The sequence below is a fragment of the Propionimicrobium lymphophilum DSM 4903 genome, assembly GCF_000423485.1.
GTDB lineage: Bacteria > Actinomycetota > Actinomycetes > Propionibacteriales > Propionibacteriaceae > Propionimicrobium > Propionimicrobium lymphophilum.
The window spans coordinates 1-21481 of record NZ_AUIB01000004.1 but is presented as its reverse complement, the minus strand read 5'-3'; the positions used below and the strand labels follow the sequence as shown (position 1 = coordinate 21481).

Sequence of the window (21481 nt, the reverse complement as noted above, 5' to 3'; positions counted from 1 at the left end):
TAGACGAGCCTTTTTTGACGCAATAATTCGGATGACCACCTAAAGGCATGAGGTTGTGGGAGTTCGGGTCTTTGAAGAAACATCAAGGCGTGGCGGGAGCGACGATATCTAAGCGCCAAAGCGCTTGGATGAGGAGCGGAGACACGTTGCCAGTGACGCAAAGACCCGAATCCCACAACCGCCGAAACCCAGACAAGCCGACCACCAGCCGCGAGCGCTTTGACCAGTCACCAGAGGCGGGTAGCAGGCAGGTCGTCACGTCAACGAAAAACAACGGGAACCAAAAAGTTCGTAGTCGAATGTTTTGGTTCCCGCTAACTAGAGAATTTTTAGCGGGTGCAGAAAAGCTCGAGTACGAACATTTTGGTTCTCGTAAACGCAAAAGTGGGGTGCCGGAAACCCGACACCCCAACAGTTTTTGAGTTAACCGATCGCTGTGGCGATCAAGCCCTGCAGGAAGTAGATCAAGAACAGGGCGGAGACGACCCACATCAGCGGGTGTAGCTGCTTTGCCTTGCCTGCGAAGGTCTTCATCAGCACGAATGCGATGAAGCCCATGCCGATGCCGTCGGTGATGGAGTAGGCGAAGGGCATCATGACGATCGTGAAGAACGCGGGCAGCGCCATCTCGATGTCGGTGAAGTCGATTTCGCTGATTTGCGAAAGCATCATGAAGCCCACAAGAACCAGGACAGGGGCGACTGCCTCGGACGGAACCATGTTGATGACTGGCGTCAGGAAGATGCAAAGCAGGAATGCGCCGCCGGTGATGACCGATGCGAAACCGGTGCGAGCTCCGGCGCTGACGCCTGCGGTCGATTCGACGAAGCTCGTGTTGGACGATGCTGAGCCGAGGCCGCCGAACAGTGCGGATACGGAGTCGACGAGCAGGATCTCACGCAGATGCGGGGGCTCGCCGTTTTCGTCCAGCAGGCCGCCTTCGCTACCAACGGCGACGACGGTGCCGACGGTGTCGAAGAAGTCGGCGAGTAGCAGGCTGAACACTAGCATCACGCCGGTCAGGATGGAGACCGAGGTGAATTGGCCGTCGCGAGCGAACCCGCCGATCAGGTCGACGCGGCCAAGCAGCCCGAAGTCGGGTGTGGTGAACGAGTCGAGGCTGGGCGGTGCGGGCATGTTAAGCGACCAGCCGGTGGGCTCATCGTCTGTGCGTGGGCCTACGCTAGCTGCATATTCAACGATGATGGCCAGCACGGTGCCGACCGCGATCGAGATGAGCATGGCGGCCTTCACCCTGCGCTGGTACAGGAAGATGAGCAGCAGCAAGGTGACGAAGAAGATGACGATCGGCCAGCCCATGAGCGTGCCGTCGACGCCGAGCGTCGTCAGGGTGGCGCCCTTGCGGATAACGCCGGCATTGCTGAATGCGACGACCGTGATAAACAGGCCGATGCCGACACTGATGGCTGTGCGAAGCGATTTCGGGACGGCGCGGAAAACCGCCTCGCGGAAACCGGTGAGCATCAGCAGCGTAATGATGATGCCTTCCCAGGCGATTAAGCCCATGGTCTGCGGCCAGGTCATGGTAGGGGCGATGACGTATGCGGCCATGGCGTTTAGGCCGAGGCCAGCGGCCATGCCCATCGGGTAGCGTCCGATGACACCCATCAGGATGGTCAGTACGCCTGCGAGCAGTGCGGTTACTATGGCCACCATGCCGATGGAGTGGCCAACGGCCGCGGTGTCGACGATGGTCTGGGCTGCGTCGGTGAATTTAGGTTCGCCGGAGATCAGCAGGCCGTCTTTATCGGCTGCGGTGCCCAGGATTAGCGGGTTGAGGGCCAGAATGTAGGCCATTGAGAAGAAGGTAACTAAGCCACCACGGACTTCGCTCTTCGTGTCCGAGCCACGTTTGGTGATCTCGAAGTACTTGTCGAAGCCGGAGATAGCTTGCGTGTTTGTGGATGCAGTCACGCGTTAATCCTATGCATTCTGTGAGTTCACATAGAATTAGGACATGGCAATTGACGAAAAGCATCCGCGTCTTCAGCAGGCTCAGGTTGAACCGGTCGATGCCGACGGGGTTAATTGTTTCGTCGTCGGGCTGGTTGCATGCCTGGTTTTGCTGGCTGTTTTGTTGCTGACCAGTGCACCCGCCTGGCAGGTGCACTCCGCGCTGGCTGGGCTGGCGGTGGGTGTCGTCGGCCTCGGTTATTGCCTGTGGCGCAGGCGCTAGTTGCCTTCGGCCTGCGCGCGCAGCTTGTCGATGTCGAAGAAGTTGAGTTCGTTAAGGTCGACGTCCTCTAGGCCCTTCTCCCACGGGTCTTCGACGGGTGGCAGGTCGTCTTCGCCGTCCTTGTAGCCCAGCGACGGGTCGTAAGGGTTGATGGGTTCGGCACTCTCGGGAGGAATCGTGTCGGTCATCTTCTCGTCCGGCAGGTTCACCAAGACGTCGTTGATGTAGCCCTCAACGGCCTCTTTAAGCGGCACATTGCGGCTTTCGTTCTGCGATTTATACCAGCGGTAGTCGAGTACCTCGTGGTAAAGCTGCGCGGGATCGCGCTTGAGACTGTATTTTTCGGGGACGCTCTTAATCACAGGCTCGAAGCATTTGGTCAACCATTCGTGCGCGATGACGGATTCGTCGGTGTCTTTATTATCTCGCGAGTGGTAGGCGCGGTAGGTGTCTAGGTCGTTGAGCAGGCGTCGTGCCTGGTTTTCCTGGGCATCCAGGCCTGTCAGGCGCAGCAAGCGACGGGAGTGGTGGCCTTCGTCCACGACCTTCGGCTGGATCCTGATTTTTTGGCCGTCTGAGGAGGTGTCGATGTCCAGCTCGGCGACGTCGAAGCCCAGCGCGTTGAGGCGTCGGACGCGGTTTTCTATGCGGTCTAGCTCGCTTCCGCTGAATTCTTCGACACCGGTCAGCTCGTTCCACAGCTCGGTGTAGCGTTCGTTGACGATATCGACCAGCTCTAGCGGGTCCCAGGAGCTGTCCAGTTGCCCGCCGGCGGCCAGGTCGTTGAAATCGCCGAAGACGTTGATGCGTCCGATCTCGATGTCGTGCAGGCGCTGGCCCTCGCTGAGTTCGTCGTGTAGTTCGCCGGTTTCGGCGTCGACGAGGTAAGCTGCGAATTCGCCCGCGTCACGCCGGAACAAGACGTTTGACAGCGAGATGTCACCCCACATGAAGCCGGATAGGTGCAGTTTGGCGATCAGCACGACCATCGCGTCCAGCAAACGAAGAACGGTCTCGCGCCTTGTGCCAGGGATGAACAGCGAGCGATAGGGCAGCGCGAATTCCAGATGTTTGGTCAGCAGAATCGGGTCGAGCGGGTCGCCATTGGCGTCCTTTCGCCCTGTTACGACGCCGATCGGCTGAACCGCTGGCTTGCCCAGGCGGCTCAGGTCGTGCAGCAGCCGGTATTCGTGGATTGCCAGGTGTTCAATGACCTCTTTAGCCGCGTAGACGTCGTCGCCGACCCTGATGAATCGCACTGTGTGTCGGGAGATGCCTCGGGGCAGCGCAACTAGATGCTCGGTCGGCCATTCCACTAGCGGCAGGTGCCAGGGCAGTGGCAGCAGACGCGAATCGGGTTTTGCTGATAGAAAACGAGGCATCTTAATACTTTCCAAAGTCGGTATTAGCTAGATCTACATTAGGCGAAAACTGCGCCGAATTCTGTCAGTCGATTTCACTGGCGCGGTCTAGGCCCGCGCGAAGATCGGCCAGCAGGTCTTGTGTCGGTTCGATGCCGGCAGAAATGCGCAGCAGGCCGTCCTTCAGGCCGGCAGCGGCACGGGCTTCGGGAGTCATGCCGTTGTGCGTCATCAGCGCCGAAATCGAGATAAGCGATTCGATTCCACCCAGCGACTGCGCCAGGTTGAACACCTTTAGACCGTCGACGAGACGTTCCGCAGCTGGCAGCCCTCCAGCCAGGTCGAAGCTGAGCAGCGAACCGGGGCCTTCCATCTGCTTTTTCGCGATGTCGTGGCCAGGGTGCGATTCGAGGCCGGGGTAGTAGACCTTTTCGACGGCGGGGTGCGAGACCAGAAGCTCGACGAGCGCCTTCGCGTTTTCTTGGTTCGCGCGCAGCCTGGCGTACAGTGTGCGTAGGCCGCGAAGCGTTAGCCAGGAGTCGAACGGGCCCGCGGTGAGGCCGGCCACGTTCGCCCAATGCTTAAGCTGGGCGCCAATTTCTTCGTCGGCCGCGATAACGGCACCGCCGACGGCGTCGGAGTGGCCGTTGATGAACTTTGTAGTGGAGTGCATGACGATGTCCGCGCCGAGCTCGATCGGGTGCTGAAGCAGCGGCGAACAGAAGGTGTTGTCGACGACAACCAGCGCCCCAGCCTCGTGGGCGATCTTCGTCACCTCTTCGATATCGGTGATGCCGAGAAGCGGGTTGGACGGGGTTTCAACGAAGACCATCCGCGGGTTCTTCTGGCAGGCCTCGCGAACCTCGTCGATGTTAGCGGTGTCGATGAATTCGTTTCGCAGGTCGCCTCGGGTGGCCAGATGGTCGAGCAGGCGCCAGGTGCCGCCGTAGCAGTCTTTGGGCGCGACGATCAGGTCGCCGGCCTTCGTCAGCGCGAGGATGAGCAGCGTGTATGCGCCCAATCCGCTTCCCACCTGGGTGCTCGTCGTGCCGCCCTCAAGCTGAGCCAATGCCTTGTTTAGGACGTCGCGGGTGGGGTTATTGGTGCGCGAATAGTCGTATTCGGGGTGGATCTCGGGCTTATCGAAAACGTAGTTCACCGACGAATAGATCGGTGGCATAACCGATCCGGAGTTGGTGTCGCCACCGATTCCAAACCGCAGACCCGCCAGTCTGCTGTCGTTTATTTTTTCTAGGTTCGTCGACTCATCGCTCATTATCGCCTACCTGGTTAGGGGAGTTTCAAAATTCTTTATCAGTCTACTTACCCAATCGCCATACAAATAAAAGGCCCGACCTAAAATATTGGGCCGGGCCTAATCGGTTTTCGTTTCTTACGAGATGCGGTTGGTGGTCTCGTTGTCGAAGACGTGGATCTTCGCCGGGTCGACGCTAACGCGGACGGTGGAGTTCGCGCCCGAGGTGACACGAGTGTTCACACGAGCAACGATCTGCTTGGACTCGTCAGTCAGGGCCTTCTCGCCCTCACCTTCGAGTGCGCCGTACAGGTAAGTGTCTGCGCCGGTTTCCTCGACAGTGTTGATGTCAAGGGCGATGCCGCTGCCGTCGCTAGAGATCTCGAATGCTTCCGGACGGATACCGATGGTTACGGTCTTGCCAGACGCCTTATCCAGAACCTCGCGGGGAACCGGAATGGTGTGGCCGGTGATCTCGACGCCACCGTCGACGATCTTCGCCTCGATCAGGTTCATAGCCGGGGAGCCGATGAACCCTGCGACGAAAATGTTGGCGGGCTTGTCGTATAGGGCCAGCGGAGTGTCAACCTGCTGCAGCACGCCGGCGTTCATGACGGCGACGCGGCTGCCCATGGTCATTGCCTCCACCTGGTCGTGCGTGACGTACAGGGTGGTGACGCCCATGCGCTTCTGCAGCTCCGAGATCTGGCCGCGGGTCTGGACGCGCAGCTTGGCGTCCAGGTTACTTAGCGGCTCGTCCATGAGGAAGACCTTCGGATTCTGGACGATTGCGCGTCCCATCGCAACACGCTGACGCTGACCGCCGGACAGGTTCTTGGGCTTGCGCTCAAGGAGCTCGCTCAGGCCGAGCAGGTCGGCTGCCTTGCGAACGCGCTCGAGGCGCTCTTCCTTGTTGAAGCCCTTGATTTTGAGCGAGAAGCCCATGTTGTCCGCAACGGTCATGTGCGGGTAAAGCGCGTAGTTCTGGAAAACCATCGCAATATCGCGGTCCTTTGGAGCTACATCGGTGACGTCGCGGTCGCCGATCCAAATGGATCCGCTGTTGACCTCTTCTAGGCCCGCAACCATGCGGAGAGAGGTGGACTTGCCGCAACCCGACGGGCCGACGAGAACCATAAGTTCGCCGTCTTCAATGTCTAGGTTGAGCTTGTCTACGGCCGGGTGATCCGAGCCGGGGTAGATACGAGTTGCATCACGAAAACTTACAGTGGCCATGTGGCGCACATCCTTTCCACGGGCAGGTACGTGCCCGACGATCCGTTGTGGAAACGGTTGAAATAACCGGTCGACATAGTTTGCCGACATCGATAATTGTCGCATATGCGCCCGCGTGCGCCATAATAGTTGCCGAAAGTTGCCCCAGGCAGGTTTTAAGCCTCCTGGTAACGGCGGTGGCCGAGAATGCAAATTTTGATCTGAGACGCTTTTGGTCTCTCCCATGGTTCCCCTCGGAAACACGCCTTCAGCGCGTCTGCGTAGCTTTTAGGTGGCTTAAAAGGCAAAGTTGGGGCGCCAGGGGTCAAAATATTCGGGGAAGATGCGTATTAGTGGTAGCATCGTGACGTTAGGGGGCAAGCCCCAGCCGCGCCAGAACGCCGGGCAGGCCTCTTGAGTCATAGGGGTAAGTCGGGGTGCTTGGCTAGCAAATGCGCAAAGTGACCACGTCGCCGGCGCCTGCGAAGCGGCTTTTTATGAACTAATAGGAGTCGCACAGGTGGCCGATAACGATCAGGCGCAAATTAAACCAGGTGTCGAAGACGACGAGTACGCGAGCTACTCGAGGGACGCCATCGAAGAAGACGTTGCAGAGGCGAACTTCGAGATCGAGGACGGTGAAGATAACCAGCGCGTCGAAGGAAGTTACGACTCCAGCGAGATTCAGGTTCTCGAGGGGCTCGAGGCCGTCCGGATGCGTCCGGGCATGTACATCGGCTCAACGGGCGTTCGCGGTCTGCACCACTTGGTTTACGAGATCGTTGACAACTCCGTCGACGAATCGCTCGCCGGCTACTGCGACACCATCAAGGTGGAGCTGCTGCCCGAGGGCGGTGCCCGCGTCAGCGACAACGGCCGAGGCATTCCGGTTTCGATGCACCCGACGGAACACAAGTCGACGCTGACCGTCGTCCTCACGGTGCTGCACGCCGGCGGCAAGTTCGGCAACGGTGGCTACAAGGTTTCCGGTGGTCTGCACGGCGTCGGCTCGTCGGTTGTGAACGCGCTGAGCTCCACGATGACCGCCGAGGTTTACCGCGACGGATACCACTGGAGCCAGACCTTCGATCTAGGCGTTCCTCGTCACGAGATCGAGCGCCTTGAAGAGACGGACCGCACTGGCACGACCATCACGTTCTACCCGAGCCCGGATATCTTCGAGACCACCGACTTCAGCTACGAGACGCTGGCCACCCGCTTCCGCGAGATGGCGTTCCTGAACAAGGGGCTGCGCATCGATCTGGTGGATCTGCGTCCGGGACGAGTCGACGAGGACGGCAACCCCACCTCCGAGACCTTCAAATACGAAGACGGTCTGGTCGACTACGTCAAATACCTGACCGGCACCAACACCGTGTTCACCGACATCATCGACATCGAGGCGCACTCGTCCGAGCTCGAGATGAGCCTCGAGCTGGCGATGCAGTGGAGCGCTTCCTACAGCTGCTCGATGCATACCTTCGCAAACACCATCAACACTCACGAGGGTGGCACCCATGAGGAGGGCTTCCGCGCCGCGCTGACCACGACCATTAACAAGTGGGGCGAGGCCTGGGGCCTGATGAAGAAGAAGGAAGACCGCGTCGGCAACGAGGACCTTCGCGAGGGCCTCACCGCGATCCTTTCCGTTAAGATCGGCAGCCCCCAGTTCGAGGGCCAGACCAAGACGAAACTAGGCAACACCGAGGCCCGTGGTTTCGTGCAGCGCGTCGTCAACGACAAGTTCGGCGACTGGCTGGAACGTAACCCCGCCCAGGGTAAAGAGATTGTCCGCAAGGCGATGGCCGCCGCGTCCGCCCGCATCGCGGCCCGAAAGGCCCGCGACCTGGCGCGTAACCGCAAGGGTCTGCTCGGTTCGGGCGGCCTGCCTGGCAAGCTGTCGGACTGCAGCTCGAAGAACCCCGAAGAGTGCGAAATTTTCGTCGTGGAGGGCGATTCTGCGGGTGGCTCCGCTAAGGGTGGCCGCAACCCGCGAACCCAAGCGATCCTTCCGCTGCGAGGCAAAATCCTGAACGTCGAGAAGGCGCGCGTCGACCGCATCTGGGCGAACAAGGAGGTCGAGGCAATCATCACGGCGCTGGGCACCGGCGTCAATGACGACTTCGACATCAACAAGTTGCGTTATCACAAGATCGTGCTGATGGCCGATGCTGACGTCGACGGCTCGCACATTCGCGTGTTGCTGCTGACCCTGCTGTTCCGCTTCGTGCGCCCGCTGATCGACGCTGGCCACGTCTTCTTGGCTCAGCCGCCGCTGTTCAGGCTGCGCTGGACGAACGCCCCGCACGAGCTGGCCTACACCGATGTGGAGCGCGACGCCCTGCGCGAGGCCGGCCTGGCCGCAGGCAAGCGTCTGCCCAACACCAACCCGATCCAGCGATACAAAGGCCTGGGCGAGATGGATGCCGAAGATCTGTGGGAAACCACGATGAACCCGGAGAAGCGCATTCTGCTGCAGGTGACTCTCGAAGACGCCTCTCGCGCCGACAAGATGTTCTCGATCTTGATGGGTGAGGACGTCGAACAGCGCAGGCAGTTCATTCAGCGCAATGCTAAAGACGTTCGCTTCCTGGATATTTAAGAGGTTTTAGATGAACAACAATTCACAGGGTGCGGGCGACAAGGGCCTCGACACCAGCCATCACGCACGCGTCGAACAGGTTGATTTACAGTCGGAGATTCAAAGCTCCTACCTTGACTACGCCATGAGCGTCATCGTCGGGCGTGCACTTCCTGACGTCCGTGACGGTATGAAGCCGGTTCACCGTCGTGTCATTTATGCGATGTACGATGGCGGCTATCGTCCTGACCGTGGTTGGAACAAGTGCTCCCGCGTCGTCGGCGAGGTCATGGGCCTGTACCACCCGCACGGTGACTCGGCGATTTACGACACTTTGGTTCGGCTAGCGCAGAGCTGGGTTATGCGCGCCCCGCTGATTTCCGGTCAGGGCAACTTTGGTTCTCCTGGTAACGACCCGGCGGCTGCGATGCGTTATACCGAGTGCAAGATGGCGCCGCTGGCCATGGAGATGGTCAGGGACATCGACCAGGACACCGTCGATTTCCAGCCGAACTACGACAACCGCGATCAAGAGCCGGTTGTGCTGCCATCGAGGTTCCCGAATCTGCTGGTTAACGGCTCGCAGGGCATCGCGGTGGGCATGGCCACCAACATTCCGACGCACAATCTGCGCGAGGTGGCAGAGGCCGTTCAGTGGAGCTTGGACAACCCGAACGCTAGCGAGGAGGAACTGCTCGAGGCCTGCATAGAACGGGTGAAGGGCCCGGACTTCCCGACCGGCGCCCAGATCGTTGGCCGCAAGGGCATCGAGGACGCCTACCGAACTGGCCGTGGTTCCGTGAAGATGCGCGCGGTCATCAACATTGAGGAGTCCAGCACCGGACGCACCGACTTGGTCGTCACCGAGCTGCCTTACATGTGCAACCCGGACAACCTGGCGCAGAAGATCGCCGATCTGGTCAACGCCGGCAAGCTGAAGGGCATCGCCGATATCCGCGACGACACGTCTGCACGTACCGGCCAGCGCCTGGTCATCACGCTGAAGCGTGACGCACAGCCTCGCGTCGTGATGAACAACCTTTACAAGCACACTCAGCTGCAGGATAACTTCAGCTGCAACATGCTGGCGCTCGTTGACGAAGTCCCGCGTACGCTGCGTCTGGATCAGTTCATCAGCTACTGGATCGCCCACCAGATGGAGGTCATCCAGAGGCGCACGGCATACCGCCTGGCCGAGGCTGAGAAGCAGGCCCACATCTACCGAGGCCTGGTTAAGGCGCTCGACATGATCGACGAGGTTGTGGCGTTGATTCGCCGCTCGCCGAACGCCGACGAGGCCAATAAGGGCCTGCAGAAGTTGCTAGACATTGATGAGGTTCAGGCCCAGGCGATTCTGGACATGCAGCTTCGTCGTCTGGCCGCTTTGGAGCGCCAGAAGATCATTGACCGATTGCAAGAGCTCGAGGCGACGATTGCCGACTTGAAGGCCATTTTGGCTTCGGAGGATCGTCAGCGTCAGATCATCGGTTCCGAGCTGGCGGAGATCGTCGATAAGTACGGTGACGATCGCCGCACTAAAATCGTTGCCGACATGGGCAGCTTCGAGGATGAGGACTTCATTCCGGATGAGGAGATGGTTGTCACCATCACTCGCGGCGGTTACATCAAGCGCACCCGCATCGACCAGTACCGCACTCAGAAGCGCGGCGGCAAGGGCGTTCGTGGCGCATCGCTGCGTGCCGAGGACGAGGTCGATCACCTGTTCACCATCACCAACCACGATTGGCTGGTATTCCTGACCAACATGGGACGCGCCTACCGCACGAAGGGCTGGCATCTGCCGGAGTCTGGCAGGGATTCGAAGGGCAGCCATGTTGCTGGCATCCTCAGCTTCCTGCCCGACGAGCACATCACCCAGTGCTTCAGTCTGCGCAGCTATGACGACGCCGAATATCTGCTGCTTGCCACCCGCAAGGGCCTGATCAAGAAGACGAAGCTTTCGGCCTACGATTCGCCGCGTCAGGCAGGCCTGATCGCCATCAACTTCCGCGATGAGGAAGACGAGCTGATCGGCGCAAGGCTGGTCAACCCCGAGGACGACGTCCTGTTGATTTCGAAGAAGGGGCAGGCCATCCGGTTCAATGCCTCCGACGATGAGGTTCGCCCGATGGGCCGCACCACTTCCGGCGTCACCGGCATGAGGTTCCGCGAGGGCGACGAGCTGCTTAGCATGGGCGTCATTCCCGCCGATAGCGACGAGGACGAGCTTTACGTCTTCACAGTCACCGACGAGGGCTACGCGAAGCGCACCCCGGTTAGCGAGTACCGCGTGCAGGGCCGTGGTGGTCTTGGCATCAAGACCATGCGTCTTAGCGACGAGCGCGGAGGCCTGATCGGTGGCATGATCGTCACCGAGGGCGACGAGGTCATCTCGATTAAGCATTCGGGCCAGATCATTCGCAGCGCGGTTGCCGATGTTTCGGTGACTAGCCGCGACACGATGGGCGTCAAGTTCGTCAATACTGGTGGTAAGGACCCGGTTGTGGCGATTACGTTGAGCCCGGAGAGCGAAGACGAGGAGCACGCAGAAGAGACTGCCGATGCTGTTGACGTCGCGGAAACTGGCGAGGAACATGTGTCTGAGCCGGATTTCGAGGCTCTAGACAGCTAGGTTTTACTTAAGTCTTATTCAGCTGAGAGGAAACTATGAGCGAGCAAACTAACGAGGCCGCCGCTCCGCAGACGCTTAAGGTGTCCGGGGTTGGGGAGTTCTCCGAGTTGAAGAACGCGCCTCGCCCGGTGCGTCGCGCTAGGCTGCGGCTGACCAGGATCGATCCTTGGTCGATGATGAAGACGGCTTTCCTGTTTTCGGTTGCCGGTCTCATCGTTGTGCTGGTGGCGACGGCCTTGCTGTGGTCCGTGATTGCCATCTCGGGCGCTCTCGGCCAGGTCGAGGAAGCGATGAACGCTCTGCTGTCTAACGCGGACGGCTCGGGCTCAATTCAGATCACCGACTACGTCGATTTCCCGCGCGTAATGGGCCTGGCCCTGGTGTTCGGCGCCATCAATGTGGTGCTGATGACGGCCCTGGCGACGCTGGGCGCCTTCCTGTACAACGTGTCGTGCTCGCTGCTGGGCGGCGTAGAGGTGACGCTCTCGGAGGAGTAAGTAAATATCGGCTGCCGAATTGGCCTATCGATTTGGGTTAACCAAGTTAAACATCTCGGAGTTTGTATCTTTTCGGTAGCTGCGCTAATATGTTTTTTCGTCGCTTGAGAGAGCGGCGGAAAATGGGTCTATAGCTCAGTCGGTTAGAGCGCCGCCCTGATAAGGCGGAGGTCACTGGTTCAAGTCCAGTTAGACCCACTTTTTTATGCCCTATTGACTAGGGGAAACGCTTCTGAGCCTCTTGGATCGCGTCTAAATCGCGTCTAATTCGTTCGATTAATTCCCTGAAAGACCCACACCTTAAACGGGGTGGGGCGTTCAAATTCTCGGGTTAATGGCCAAAATGTGGGGTTAATACCCAAAGGTTCGACGTCGAACTTTTTGGTTCTCGTTAATTCTTTTTCAGTTAACGGGAACCGTAAGGTTCGTAGTCGAGCCTTTTCGTTCCCCCTAATTTATTTGAGAACAACGGGAACCAAAAAGTCCGACTACGAGCTTTTTCGTTCCCGAAGATTTCGAAAATCAGTTTTATCTCGCAAGATTAATCTGCGCTGGGCTCAGCTAGGCCAGCGGGAACTCGTATATGTGCGAGTGGATGACGTCGAAACCGTCGTAGTACAACGGATGCTGGCCGTGGTAGTGAAATCCGCAAGCCTCGTATAGGCGCCGACCGGAAAGATTGATTGGGTAGACGTCCAACCGGACAGACCTCTGGCACTCTTCGCGGGCCAGGTCTAGGCCCATCTGAACGACCCGCTTGGCGATTCCCGAGCGCTGCAGCGCTGGATCCACGGCGACCACGTGAAACATCGTCACCTCGTTGGGTGCCGCGTCCACCAGCCAGGGCACGTCCTCGTATCCGGGCGTGGTGTTGTGATCGGCCGCCAAAGTACCTGCGATTTTATCGTCGATGCAGGCCTTGAAAAGGCGCCCCTTATTAATAAGGTCTTGCAAAAAATCCTCTTTCGGCCACTCTCCCTTCGCCTAACCGGGGTTGTGCTTCTTACCTAAAGTCGCCTCGGTGACGCGATCGTAGAAGTCGATCAGCTCCTGCCAATCTGTTTTCTGGACGAGCGCGAGTTGCGTAAGAAGCGACATAGTTACAGCTTAACTACGTGCAATATCGTGCTAAAACGCGGGATTTGGTGCTATGGTGAGCAGGTCGTCTACTTGTAAGAGCAAATCCCGCCCCCGCTTGCAACAAGAAGTTAAGACGTTTTGTGAGAAAGCTTAGAATCGTTTAAGATTTTCTCAGATTTATTGAGCGAGTGAATAGGTGACAATGAGCGCACGCAGGGCAATGCCTAACGAGCTAATTGAACCCACGGTTGTAAGTGCTGGTGTTGCACGTCGAGCCGCTGCATGCGCTCGTCGCGCACAGGCCGACGCCGTGCAGGTCACTGTTCCCGCAGCCGCCCGCCGCGCGATGCCAGAGAGCTACGCAGCTCGCCGCGCCGTCGACGCCCCAGCAACTATGAGTTGCGCGCGCCGCGCAATCGTGGACGTCGTAGACACTCCCAAGACCGGCTCCGCAGCCCGCGCTCTCGTCGAAGAAGACGCTCCGACTCTCATCGCGCCCCCCGCTTTCGCAGCAAAAGACACCAAGAAGATCCTCGATCCTCGCAAGCTGCTCGCCGCCACCGGCGTGCTGGCAGCAATCGGCGCCACCACCGGCGCACTGCTATCCGGCCCGAGCGTCGTTATGGCCGCAACTCAGCCCACCGCTGCTGAGACCGTCGCGGACGCAACCATCGATCCTGTTTCCCAGGACGCCGTCGCTACCGCCGCAGAGCTTAACCGTCAGGCAGAATTGGTCAGCCGCGACTCCGCGCGCCGGGCCCTTTCAGAATGGGAAGAGGCCGAAGCTGCGGAGGCCGAGCAGCAGAAAATCGAAGAGATCAAGGCATACGATCCTTCGCAAAACTTTGCTCCAGGACAGCTGACTCCATTCACTGTTGAGCAGGCTATGGCGCGAGCCGCGTCTCTAGTCGGCAATCACGGCTACGAGCAGATGTGCCTCAAGCTTTCCGCAGATATCTACGGCTACTCATCCTCCGGCACCGCGAGCGCAATCATCGCCGCTCGAGCAATCGAGGCGGCAGGCCAGATGCACACCGACATGGAGAACATCCCCGTCGGCGCTCTGGTTTGGTACGACGGCGCCCCCATTGGAAACCCGTACGGCCACGTCGCCGTTTACGCTGGCGATGGAATGATCTACAGCAACGGTGCATCCACTGGCGTCGGCAAGATGTCCATCAACGAGCCGGCCACCGGCTGGGGTCAGCCGATCATCGGCTGGTCCGGCGTCTGGTTGCCGGCGGCTACAAAGTAGCTAGCCGCCGAGCTTTTTTCTTAAGGCTTCGGGTAATTTTTCTAGAACCTCGGGCGGCATAGTCGCTTCGAATGGGTGCTCGCTGCGCCATTTGCAAAGCGCGCAAAGTTCGCCCTCGCTCTTCGGGTGCAGATTTCCGCATTCGACGCATTTGGCCTGGGGACGTTCTTTTCGCGCCTCGAATGCCTCTAACAGGCTCAGACCGATCTCGTCTTCTCGTTTGGTTTCGTCGTCGGAGAATTCCGCGCAGTAGTGCACGCTGACCCGACACGCCAGGCAAGATTCCAGCCACCCCTCATCGGTTAACCAAGAAACCTTGCAGTCCGACGCGTGCGCGCTGCAACATGGGCAGCGCATGGCGTGCAGACGCTCCTCTGCCGTCATTCCGGGCAGGGGGATGGCCTGTTGGGTAACGAGCTCGTGAAAGGCCTCGTAGGCCAGATCTTGATCGTCCTTTTCGCCGATCCCGGTGACGGCGAAAAGTTGCCTGCGCGGGAACGGCACGGACGCCATGTCCAGCCCCTCGCCCTGACCGATCCGATTGACCTCTTCGTACGGGCCGATCAGGTCGCCGAGCGCGCTCTGCCAAGCGCCGGAGGGAAGCTCGCGTTCGGGGCAGGCGTAAACCTGAAGATAATTGCAGCCCTTCGCCAGCAACACGGCCAGGGGACGAACGTCGACGGTGGCGAGGCAATCGTCCCAGCGGATGGAAAGGCAGCGTCTAGCCACCTTTGGTCTTTCCGTATGCGGGCAGTGGAGAACCGCGGTATCGATTTCGTCGTGCGCGGCCAGCCACCTGACCAGGCGGGCCAGGTTAGTCATCTTCAAGCGCGGTCTTAGCGAGGTCCGCGGTTTCGTCCAGGAAACCCTTCAGCAGGTAGCCGGCTGCCTTGTAGGTCTGGCTTTGGGCCAATTCCTGCAGACCGTCGGCGATGAAGGTGCCCAGCGGCATTGCCCAGCCGTTCACGAGGTCTCGTAGGCGATAGGCGAAGTCGATCTTGACGTCCTTGGTCGCGGTCCTCGCCGCAGCCGTCATTTTGCCGGCCAACGTGCCGCAGCTGCCCAGGATGTTAGAGATGTGCTCGTCGGGCAGCTCAGGGTAGCGCTGTAGCCCAACAACCTCCTTGGAGTTCTTCAGGCACAGCTCGCAGGGTCCCTCGTGATTGGTCAGTTTGTGAAACGCGCTTCCGGTATTGATGAGCGTGCCGTTGAAACCGAAAAGCCTGCGGAAGTCTCGTGCCATGATGCCGCTGTGTTCGTTGCTGTTCAGTAGCATCCGGATGCCCTTACCGGACGTCTCGTCGCGAAGCGGCCATAGCTTCAGCAGTTCGGGATTTGTAATGTTTTCCAGTAGCCCTGCCTCTGGGGCTTGGGCAAAAAGCATAGATAGCACGCTGGCGGCTGTCGCCACCCGCACTCCACGCCCGATGAGGTCGTCTTTGTCTGATGCCTCGGTGGGGTGAAACTCATGCATTTATTCGCCTCTTTCATTGGTTATTAAGCGGGTATCTACGCTCTCGCTAACTTAAATTTAACCCTGAATATAACCCCTATGAGTTCCAGTTTTTCGCCAGCTCAGCAAGGTCGTCCGCCGCTTTGGAAGCGTCGATTCCCTTGGCTCCTGCCGCGTAACCAATCAGGTATGCGGTGATCGGGGCAGCGGGACGGCTCGGGCCGTGCGCAACGCGAGCTGTCATGTTTAATAGCGAGTCCTGGGCTGCCAAAACTTCTTCGTCGATGCCCAGCTCAGCGATAACCCGCTGCAGCCACTCCATGTGTTCCTTGGATTTTGCCGGATCGGACATTTTTACTCCTTCGTATAATCAAGTTTCTTACGTTGTGGATCGGACGTTTTTTGGTCGGCCCTGCGCCGCTGCAGCAGCCAGGTGACTAGCACTGCCAGGAAGTAGAGCGCCAGCAGAATGAGCGCCTGAACCACCATCGGCCACGGGCTCGGCAGTGGGTTAGCGACGCCCGCAAAGATAAACGCGATCATCGTCGCCCAGCGCCAGCCCTTCAGCATGGACTTGGCGCTCAGCAGATCGAGCGCGCCGAGCATCACCAGAACTTCTGGAGCCAGGAACGAGATGCCGAACGCGATGACCAGCCGCATGTAGAAGGTCACGTAGCTGGACGCCAGAATCAGCGAGTAGGCGCCATCGGGCACGAAGCTCTGCAGGATAGTTACGGCCTTTGGGGCCACCCAGACGCCCGTCGCCGAGCCAGCCACGAACAGCACGACACCGGCGATTCCGAAGAACGCCAACCAGCGTTTCTCCGATCGTTTCAGACCGGGGGCAACGAACGCCAGAATCTGGAAAATCCACCACGGCGAGGCAATCAAAATGCCTAGCCAGATAGAGATCTGCAGCTTCAAGTCGAACGCGGCGCCGATGGTCTGGAAATTAATCTGGGTCTTCGGGCCGGCGATTTCACGCAGTGGTTCGAGCATGAAATTCAGCACCGGATCCACCAGGAACCAGCCGCCGATCGCGCCCACGACAATGCCGACGAGCGCCCAAAGCACTCGCCTCCTGGCCTCTCTTAGGTGCCCGAGGATACTCATCCTCGCCTCGGGGTCGCGTCGGCTCACGGGTTAAGTTATTCCTTGTCCTCGGACGGCTTGGTCTCGTCCTTGCCGTCGGTTACCGCTTTGTCGTCCTCAGCGAGATCGGACAGCTCGGACTTGAGAATCTTCGCCGACTTACCCAGCGAGCGGGCCAGCTCAGGCAACTTGGAGGCGCCGAACAGCAGGATGATGACGATTGCGATGATTATTAGGTGGCTTGGTCTCATTGGTTATCTCCGTCATTCGCCGGCTTAGCCGGGGGATTGGTTAACTCCGAGCCGGTGTTGGCCGGGGCATTATCCTTCTTGAATTGTGCCGGCGAACCGGCCGATTTCAGCCAGGCGTCCAGTTCCTCCTGAACGGTCTGGCGGATCATCGTCTTTGGGTTGTATGACGACAGGTCGAGGCTGCGCAGTTTGCGCAACTGCTCGATGTCTTCTGGCGCTATGGAGCCCAGGTCGACGCTGGTGTCCGCCCGAAGCTGGGCGCTCCAACGACGAAACTGCTCGAGGATGCTGCGCAAACCCCTGATCGCCTGCGCGATATTTTTGGGGCCGAGCACGAGGGCGGCGACAATCAGCAGAATTATGAACTCGCTCGAGTTAATACCGAACATCTTCGCCTCCTTGCATAGTAACCATTTTGCCGCATCAACACGATTCGACGAGCATCGCGGAACCCTGCCCGCCGCCGACCGCTATCGCCGCCAACCCTAGCCGACCCAGCCACCTGCATTGGCGTCCATGACCGACTAGCTGGCTAAACAGCCTGACCGCCAAGACCGCTCCCGACGCGGCCCACGGGTGGCCGAGCCCGATCGCTCCGCCCTGCGGGCAGATGCGGGCTTCGTCGATGCCCAGGCCGTCGGCGCAGGCGAGCACCTGTCCGGCGAATGCCTCGTTGAATTCGAGTACAGTATCGGGGTTTTGAACGATTGCTTCGGCACCGAGTTTCCGCACCGCCGGGACGATGCCCCAGCCCGGACGATCGGGGCTGCAGGTTGCGCTGCCCGCCCGCAGCACGCGAAGGCCTGGGACGTCGAGCTTCTCGAAGGTTTCCCCATCAACCATCAGGACGGCCGCCGCCGCGTCGTTGACCCCGCAGCAGTTGGCTGCTGTGATGGTTCCGCCCGGTCTGAATGCGGAACGGAACCTGGCCAGCCTATCCATGGTGAACTTGCGTGGACGCTCGTCTGTCGCCTGGCCGTTTACGGGGACAATCTCGTCAGCGAAGATGCCGGTCTGTCGCGATTGATATGCCCGTTGGTGGCTGCGCAGCGCGTATGCGTCCTGGCGCTCGCGGGTGATCTGGCATTCCTCGGCCAGCAGATCGGCGGCCACTCCTAGCTCCGGATCGTCCCAAGGCGGGGGAGCGAAAGGTGCCTTCGTGAAGGGCTCTCCGGCATTCGGGTGTCCTGGCGGCCAGATTGTGATCGGTTGGGTGCTGGCCGCCTGCACGCCGCCCGCAATGACGACGCCTGGCTCGCTGCGCAGCCGGTGGTAAGCGTATTCGATTGCGGCCATCCCGGATCCGCACTGCCGATCTAAAGTAACTGCTGGGACGTTTTCTAAACCGGCCGCGAGCGCTGCCAGCCTCGCCGGGTTACCGCCCGGCCCCCGGACATTGCCGAGGACGACCTCGGTGACCTCGGAAAATTTTTCTGCGAGCCTAGCAACGACGGGCGCAGCCAGCTCGGTGGTGTCTAGGTTGGCGAACATTCCTCCGGTTGTCGCGATCGCTGTCCTTGCTGCGGCGATTATGACGGGGTTGCGTTCAGTCATTTCGCCCCGCAATCTTCCGGATCTCGCGCTCATCCACCTTGCCCGCGGGTGTCAGCGGCAACTCCTCGCAGGCGATCCAGCGCCTAGGCCGATCCGCGCCTTTCAGATTGCTGCGCGCCCAGTCGCGCATTATCGGCAGGTCGGTGGGGGAACAGACCATCGTCAACACCTCACCGATACTCTCGTTGTCGAGCCCGCCTAGCCAAAAGACGCCGGTGGCAAGTCTGGAAAATTTTTCCCTCAGGGGCGCCAGCAGTACCGTTTGGCCGGCCGTGGTCACAGCTCCGGGCCGCCCAAGCAGCCGCAGGCTATCTCCGTCTAGCTCCGCGCGGTCGCCGACGCTGACGAAGCCGTCGGCGTCTTCTCGCAGCTCTACCAGCCCGTCAATCTCCTCGGATTCGTCGTAGAGGTAGCCCATCGCGCGCCAGGGTGAGCGCACCCACAAGACGCCACCCACCAGCTTCGCAGAGACATATTCGAACAGCCGAAGATCGTCCGCGCAGCTCCCCACTGCCACAAGCGAAAGCTCGGCTGCGCCGTAGTAATGGTGGACGGCTAGCTCGGCTACTCGGTCGCGCAGCCGGCGGCTCAGCCCGTCACCAGCGACGATCGCGTTCTCGATGCCGCTTGGCACTTCCTCGGTTACTAACCGTTGCAGGGTCGCCGGAGTCAGTTGCGCCGTGTTCTTGCCCTCCGGGGTGGTTCCCCAACTGCCGCCCGCGTGCTCTGCCAGGCAGGCCGCGAAGAGGTTCATCGTCGAAGATATTGGCCCCGGAATCCACATTCGGGTGGACGAGTCCAGCCCGAAGTCGCGGGCGAGCGCGTCGAAGCTGTTCACCCAAGAGTCGGTGGTTCGCACGATCAATCGCCCCGCCCCTGTGGTGGTGCCGGACGTGCGCAGCCCAATCGGCTCGCCCAGCTCGTGGGCTCGCCAAAACTCACTCACGGCGGCTGGGCTAGAAGACAAAATCATGGTGCTAAAAGAATAGCTGGCCAACCCCTCGGGCCGGCCAGCTAGCTTCGACTGTTCCTATCCGAACACCGTATTTATGCCGTCTCGCGCCAGGCCCTCGTAATGCAGGCCGCGGCCGAGCAACTCCGTCGCAACCGCAAGCACCAGGCAAATGGTGAGCAGAGTCACGAGCTTGCGGGTCGGGGTCTTGTTTGCAAGTGCGTTACCGCGGGCGGCGAGCACAACCAGCACGACGGTCAGTGCCAGGCTGACAAGGCGGATCGCCAGGTAGCCGTTGTGCATCATATTCTGGGCCACCTGCTGCTGAGCCGCGGTGCCCAGGCCCAACTGAGCCATGTGGAACGGGTAGGCCACCAGCATGACGGCCCCAGCAATGACGGAAACTGCGGTTAGCGTCCTGATGGAACGGGCCGTCAACTCGCCGACTTCGTTGGGAAGCTCTCCCGCAGGGAATAGCCCAGCGGACAAGAAACCGCGAATGCCACCCTGTTTGCCCACAGAGCGCTTGTGCTGCTGCTGCCAGGTGGCGGCCAGCGCAAGCGCGACGGCCAGCGAGCCGGTGAATGCTGCGGAACCGAAGAACAGCACCCAAGTGAACCAAGAGTTCCAGGCGGGTACGGTGGGCAGGCTCGCATAGACGCCAACCATCGACACCACGAGTGCTATGCCGCTGAGCGCAGTCAGCACCGCCAAGACGTCCCTGACCTTTCGGCTGAGCCATCCGAACCACTGGGTCAGCGCGAAAGCTAACCCGAAGGCGCCGTAAAGAACACCGAACAGGATCTCCCTAGAAAGCCAAGAGCTCTGGAAGTGCAACATGGTGTAGAGCGCGTGGAACGGGTCGTTCAGGTGGAAGAACGCGGCGAAGAAACCCAGCACGAGCAGCGGGCCGGCGGCGTACATGCCGGCATTCGTCACCCGGTCGATTGCCTCGTTACGCACCCCGCGTAAGCGGCCCGCCAACTGGATGCAGCCCAGGATGACGAACGCCCCAACAGACATCTGGGCGATCGTCGTGAAAATAATCATCGGTAATTCGTCGAGGTGCATGATCAGATCTCTTTCGGGTTCTGGACGATTCCGGTGCCCGCGTCCCAGCTCTGGGCGTCACGGTGTGGCTTAACAACTAGGTGCGGTTTGGTGATCGACGGGTCGGGCAGCGGTGCAACACCGGCCTCGGAGCCGAACTCCTCCACCAGAGCGTCGTATTCACCCCAGCCGAGCGCGCGGGTCGGACAGGCATCGACGCAAGCCGGGTTCTGCCCGCTGGAGCGGTAGTCGTAGCACAGGTCGCACTTGCTCATGTGGCCGGTGCGGGCGTCGAGCTGCGGCGCGCCATACGGGCAGGCCCACTGGCAGTAGCGGCAGCCGACGCATTTGTTTTGGTCGACGTAAACGGTGCCGTCGTCGCGGATGGTCATTGCCGTGGTGGGGCAAACCTCAACGCAGATCGGGTCTTCGCAATGGTTGCAAGCAATGGACGTGTAGTAGGCGAACACGTTCGAGGCGAATGTGCCGTCCGATTTATTCTCGTGCCAGGTGCCTCCGGTGTATTCGACGACTCTGCGCCAGTTCATGCCGAGCGGCAGATCGTGCTTGTCTTTGCACGCGATCTGGCATGCCTTGCAACCGTTGCAGAGGTTCTGGTCGAAGAAAAATCCGTACTTAGCGTCTGGCTTGGTGAACGGTTCTTCGGCGGTGTCGTGGCGCCCGCTCTCGGGAATGGCCGCGTTAGACATGAACTGTCCCCCGATTGTTGGATGGTTTAAATAGTATCCGGTTTAGGCTGTTAGGGCATGAGTTCGGTATTGGGCCGGGCTCATGCCTTCTAGTTTTTCTTGGATGCGTGCGGTGTTGTACCAGGTGATGTATTCGTCTAATTGACGAATGAATTGGTCAATAGTTTTGAAGGTTTCTTGGTGGTAGAACTCCACTTTGAGGTGTGAGAAGAAGTTTTCTGCTATGGAGTTGTCATAGCAGTTACCTTTTCTAGACATTGATTGAATCGCGCCGAGTTTTTCTAGTTGGTGACGCCAAGAAGAGTGTTGATAGTGGAAACCTTGATCAGTGTGGACGATCAAGCCC

At 59.7% G+C, this 21481-nt stretch carries 21 protein-coding genes and 1 tRNA gene; 6 read left to right on the top strand and 16 right to left on the bottom strand.

Translation table 11 applies throughout. The features are described 5' to 3' along the window. Nucleotides 1-423: 423 nt before the first annotated feature. Nucleotides 424-1935, bottom strand: a complete 1512-nt coding sequence (locus G556_RS0102725; RefSeq protein ID WP_028821667.1) for an NCS2 family permease — start codon at nucleotides 1933-1935, stop codon at nucleotides 424-426. Between the two features lie 43 nt (nucleotides 1936-1978). Between G556_RS0102725 and G556_RS0102720 the strand changes: the two genes are divergently transcribed. Continuing rightward, on the top strand, nucleotides 1979-2197 hold the full coding sequence (locus G556_RS0102720; RefSeq protein ID WP_028821666.1) for a DUF2530 domain-containing protein: 219 nt from the start codon (nucleotides 1979-1981) through the stop codon (nucleotides 2195-2197). On the opposite strand, the gene G556_RS0102715 is transcribed toward G556_RS0102720, so the two are convergent. The 3 genes from G556_RS0102715 to G556_RS0102705 form a co-directional block, all read right to left on the bottom strand. Beyond that, nucleotides 2194-3579, bottom strand: a complete 1386-nt coding sequence (locus G556_RS0102715) for a DUF4032 domain-containing protein (protein WP_024111059.1) — start codon at nucleotides 3577-3579, stop codon at nucleotides 2194-2196. The genes G556_RS0102720 and G556_RS0102715 overlap by 4 nt on opposite strands. A gap of 64 nt (nucleotides 3580-3643) precedes the next feature. Beyond that, nucleotides 3644-4834, bottom strand: coding sequence for a trans-sulfuration enzyme family protein (locus G556_RS0102710; RefSeq protein ID WP_051176592.1), 1191 nt, complete (start codon nucleotides 4832-4834; stop codon nucleotides 3644-3646). Between the two features lie 117 nt (nucleotides 4835-4951). Next, the gene (locus tag G556_RS0102705) at nucleotides 4952-6049 is read right to left on the bottom strand and encodes an ABC transporter ATP-binding protein (protein ID WP_016454948.1); all 1098 of its coding nucleotides are present in this window, start codon (nucleotides 6047-6049) and stop codon (nucleotides 4952-4954) included. Nucleotides 6050-6623: 574 nt separating this feature from the next. Between G556_RS0102705 and gyrB the strand changes: the two genes are divergently transcribed. The 4 genes from gyrB to G556_RS0102685 all read left to right on the top strand — a co-directional run bounded on the left by gyrB (nucleotide 6624) and on the right by G556_RS0102685 (nucleotide 11936). Continuing rightward, nucleotides 6624-8630 (top strand): DNA topoisomerase (ATP-hydrolyzing) subunit B, encoded by a 2007-nt coding sequence (gyrB, locus tag G556_RS0102700; protein ID WP_051176621.1) that lies wholly within the window; start codon nucleotides 6624-6626, stop codon nucleotides 8628-8630. Nucleotides 8631-8640: 10 nt separating this feature from the next. Next, nucleotides 8641-11241 carry a DNA gyrase subunit A gene (gene gyrA, locus G556_RS0102695; RefSeq protein WP_028821663.1) on the top strand — a complete coding sequence of 867 codons (2601 nt, stop codon included), beginning with the start codon at nucleotides 8641-8643 and terminating at the stop codon, nucleotides 11239-11241. Between the two features lie 35 nt (nucleotides 11242-11276). Then, nucleotides 11277-11738 (top strand): DUF3566 domain-containing protein, encoded by a 462-nt coding sequence (locus G556_RS0102690; protein WP_028821662.1) that lies wholly within the window; start codon nucleotides 11277-11279, stop codon nucleotides 11736-11738. Between the two features lie 124 nt (nucleotides 11739-11862). Continuing rightward, nucleotides 11863-11936: transfer RNA gene (locus tag G556_RS0102685), tRNA-Ile, on the top strand. A gap of 363 nt (nucleotides 11937-12299) precedes the next feature. Here G556_RS0102685 and G556_RS0102680 read toward each other — a convergent pair. Further along, entirely contained in the window at nucleotides 12300-12692 is a 393-nt protein-coding gene (locus tag G556_RS0102680) for a GNAT family N-acetyltransferase (protein WP_028821661.1), read from the bottom strand. A 328-nt stretch (nucleotides 12693-13020) separates the two neighbouring features. Here G556_RS0102680 and G556_RS0102670 point away from each other — a divergent pair, with 328 nt between their 5' ends. After that, nucleotides 13021-14073 carry a CHAP domain-containing protein gene (locus tag G556_RS0102670; RefSeq protein WP_016454937.1) on the top strand — a complete coding sequence of 351 codons (1053 nt, stop codon included), beginning with the start codon at nucleotides 13021-13023 and terminating at the stop codon, nucleotides 14071-14073. On the opposite strand, the gene G556_RS0102665 is transcribed toward G556_RS0102670, so the two are convergent. The 11 genes from G556_RS0102665 to G556_RS0102615 form a co-directional block, all read right to left on the bottom strand. Beyond that, nucleotides 14074-14901, bottom strand: a complete 828-nt coding sequence (locus G556_RS0102665; protein ID WP_028821660.1) for a hypothetical protein — start codon at nucleotides 14899-14901, stop codon at nucleotides 14074-14076. Further along, nucleotides 14888-15547, bottom strand: a complete 660-nt coding sequence (locus tag G556_RS0102660) for a hypothetical protein (RefSeq protein ID WP_028821659.1) — start codon at nucleotides 15545-15547, stop codon at nucleotides 14888-14890. The genes G556_RS0102665 and G556_RS0102660 overlap by 14 nt, the downstream gene beginning before the upstream one ends. Before the next feature lie 76 nt (nucleotides 15548-15623). Beyond that, nucleotides 15624-15878 carry a DUF6457 domain-containing protein gene (locus G556_RS0102655; protein ID WP_016454934.1) on the bottom strand — a complete coding sequence of 85 codons (255 nt, stop codon included), beginning with the start codon at nucleotides 15876-15878 and terminating at the stop codon, nucleotides 15624-15626. Nucleotides 15879-15880: 2 nt separating this feature from the next. Then, nucleotides 15881-16666: a twin-arginine translocase subunit TatC gene (gene tatC / locus G556_RS09995; RefSeq protein ID WP_196801418.1), complete on the bottom strand. Its 786-nt coding sequence runs from the start codon at nucleotides 16664-16666 to the stop codon at nucleotides 15881-15883. Between the two features lie 8 nt (nucleotides 16667-16674). Further along, on the bottom strand, nucleotides 16675-16869 hold the full coding sequence (tatA, locus tag G556_RS0102645; RefSeq protein ID WP_028821658.1) for a Sec-independent protein translocase subunit TatA: 195 nt from the start codon (nucleotides 16867-16869) through the stop codon (nucleotides 16675-16677). After that, entirely contained in the window at nucleotides 16866-17258 is a 393-nt protein-coding gene (locus tag G556_RS0102640) for a twin-arginine translocase TatA/TatE family subunit (RefSeq protein WP_016454931.1), read from the bottom strand. The genes tatA and G556_RS0102640 overlap by 4 nt, the downstream gene beginning before the upstream one ends. A gap of 34 nt (nucleotides 17259-17292) precedes the next feature. Then, complete coding sequence (locus G556_RS0102635) at nucleotides 17293-18423, bottom strand: thiolase family protein (protein ID WP_028821657.1); 1131 nt, start codon at nucleotides 18421-18423, stop codon at nucleotides 17293-17295. Next, the gene (locus G556_RS0102630; RefSeq protein WP_233418168.1) at nucleotides 18416-19369 is read right to left on the bottom strand and encodes an acyl-CoA synthetase family protein; all 954 of its coding nucleotides are present in this window, start codon (nucleotides 19367-19369) and stop codon (nucleotides 18416-18418) included. Before G556_RS0102630 ends, G556_RS0102635 begins: the two co-directional genes overlap by 8 nt. Before the next feature lie 84 nt (nucleotides 19370-19453). Continuing rightward, nucleotides 19454-20446 (bottom strand): dimethyl sulfoxide reductase anchor subunit family protein, encoded by a 993-nt coding sequence (locus G556_RS0102625; protein WP_028821655.1) that lies wholly within the window; start codon nucleotides 20444-20446, stop codon nucleotides 19454-19456. Between the two features lie 2 nt (nucleotides 20447-20448). Then, the gene (locus G556_RS0102620; protein ID WP_024111669.1) at nucleotides 20449-21135 is read right to left on the bottom strand and encodes a DMSO/selenate family reductase complex B subunit; all 687 of its coding nucleotides are present in this window, start codon (nucleotides 21133-21135) and stop codon (nucleotides 20449-20451) included. A gap of 42 nt (nucleotides 21136-21177) precedes the next feature. Further along, on the bottom strand, nucleotides 21178-21481 hold a 304-nt coding region (locus tag G556_RS0102615; protein WP_028821653.1), incomplete at its 5' end, for an IS3 family transposase.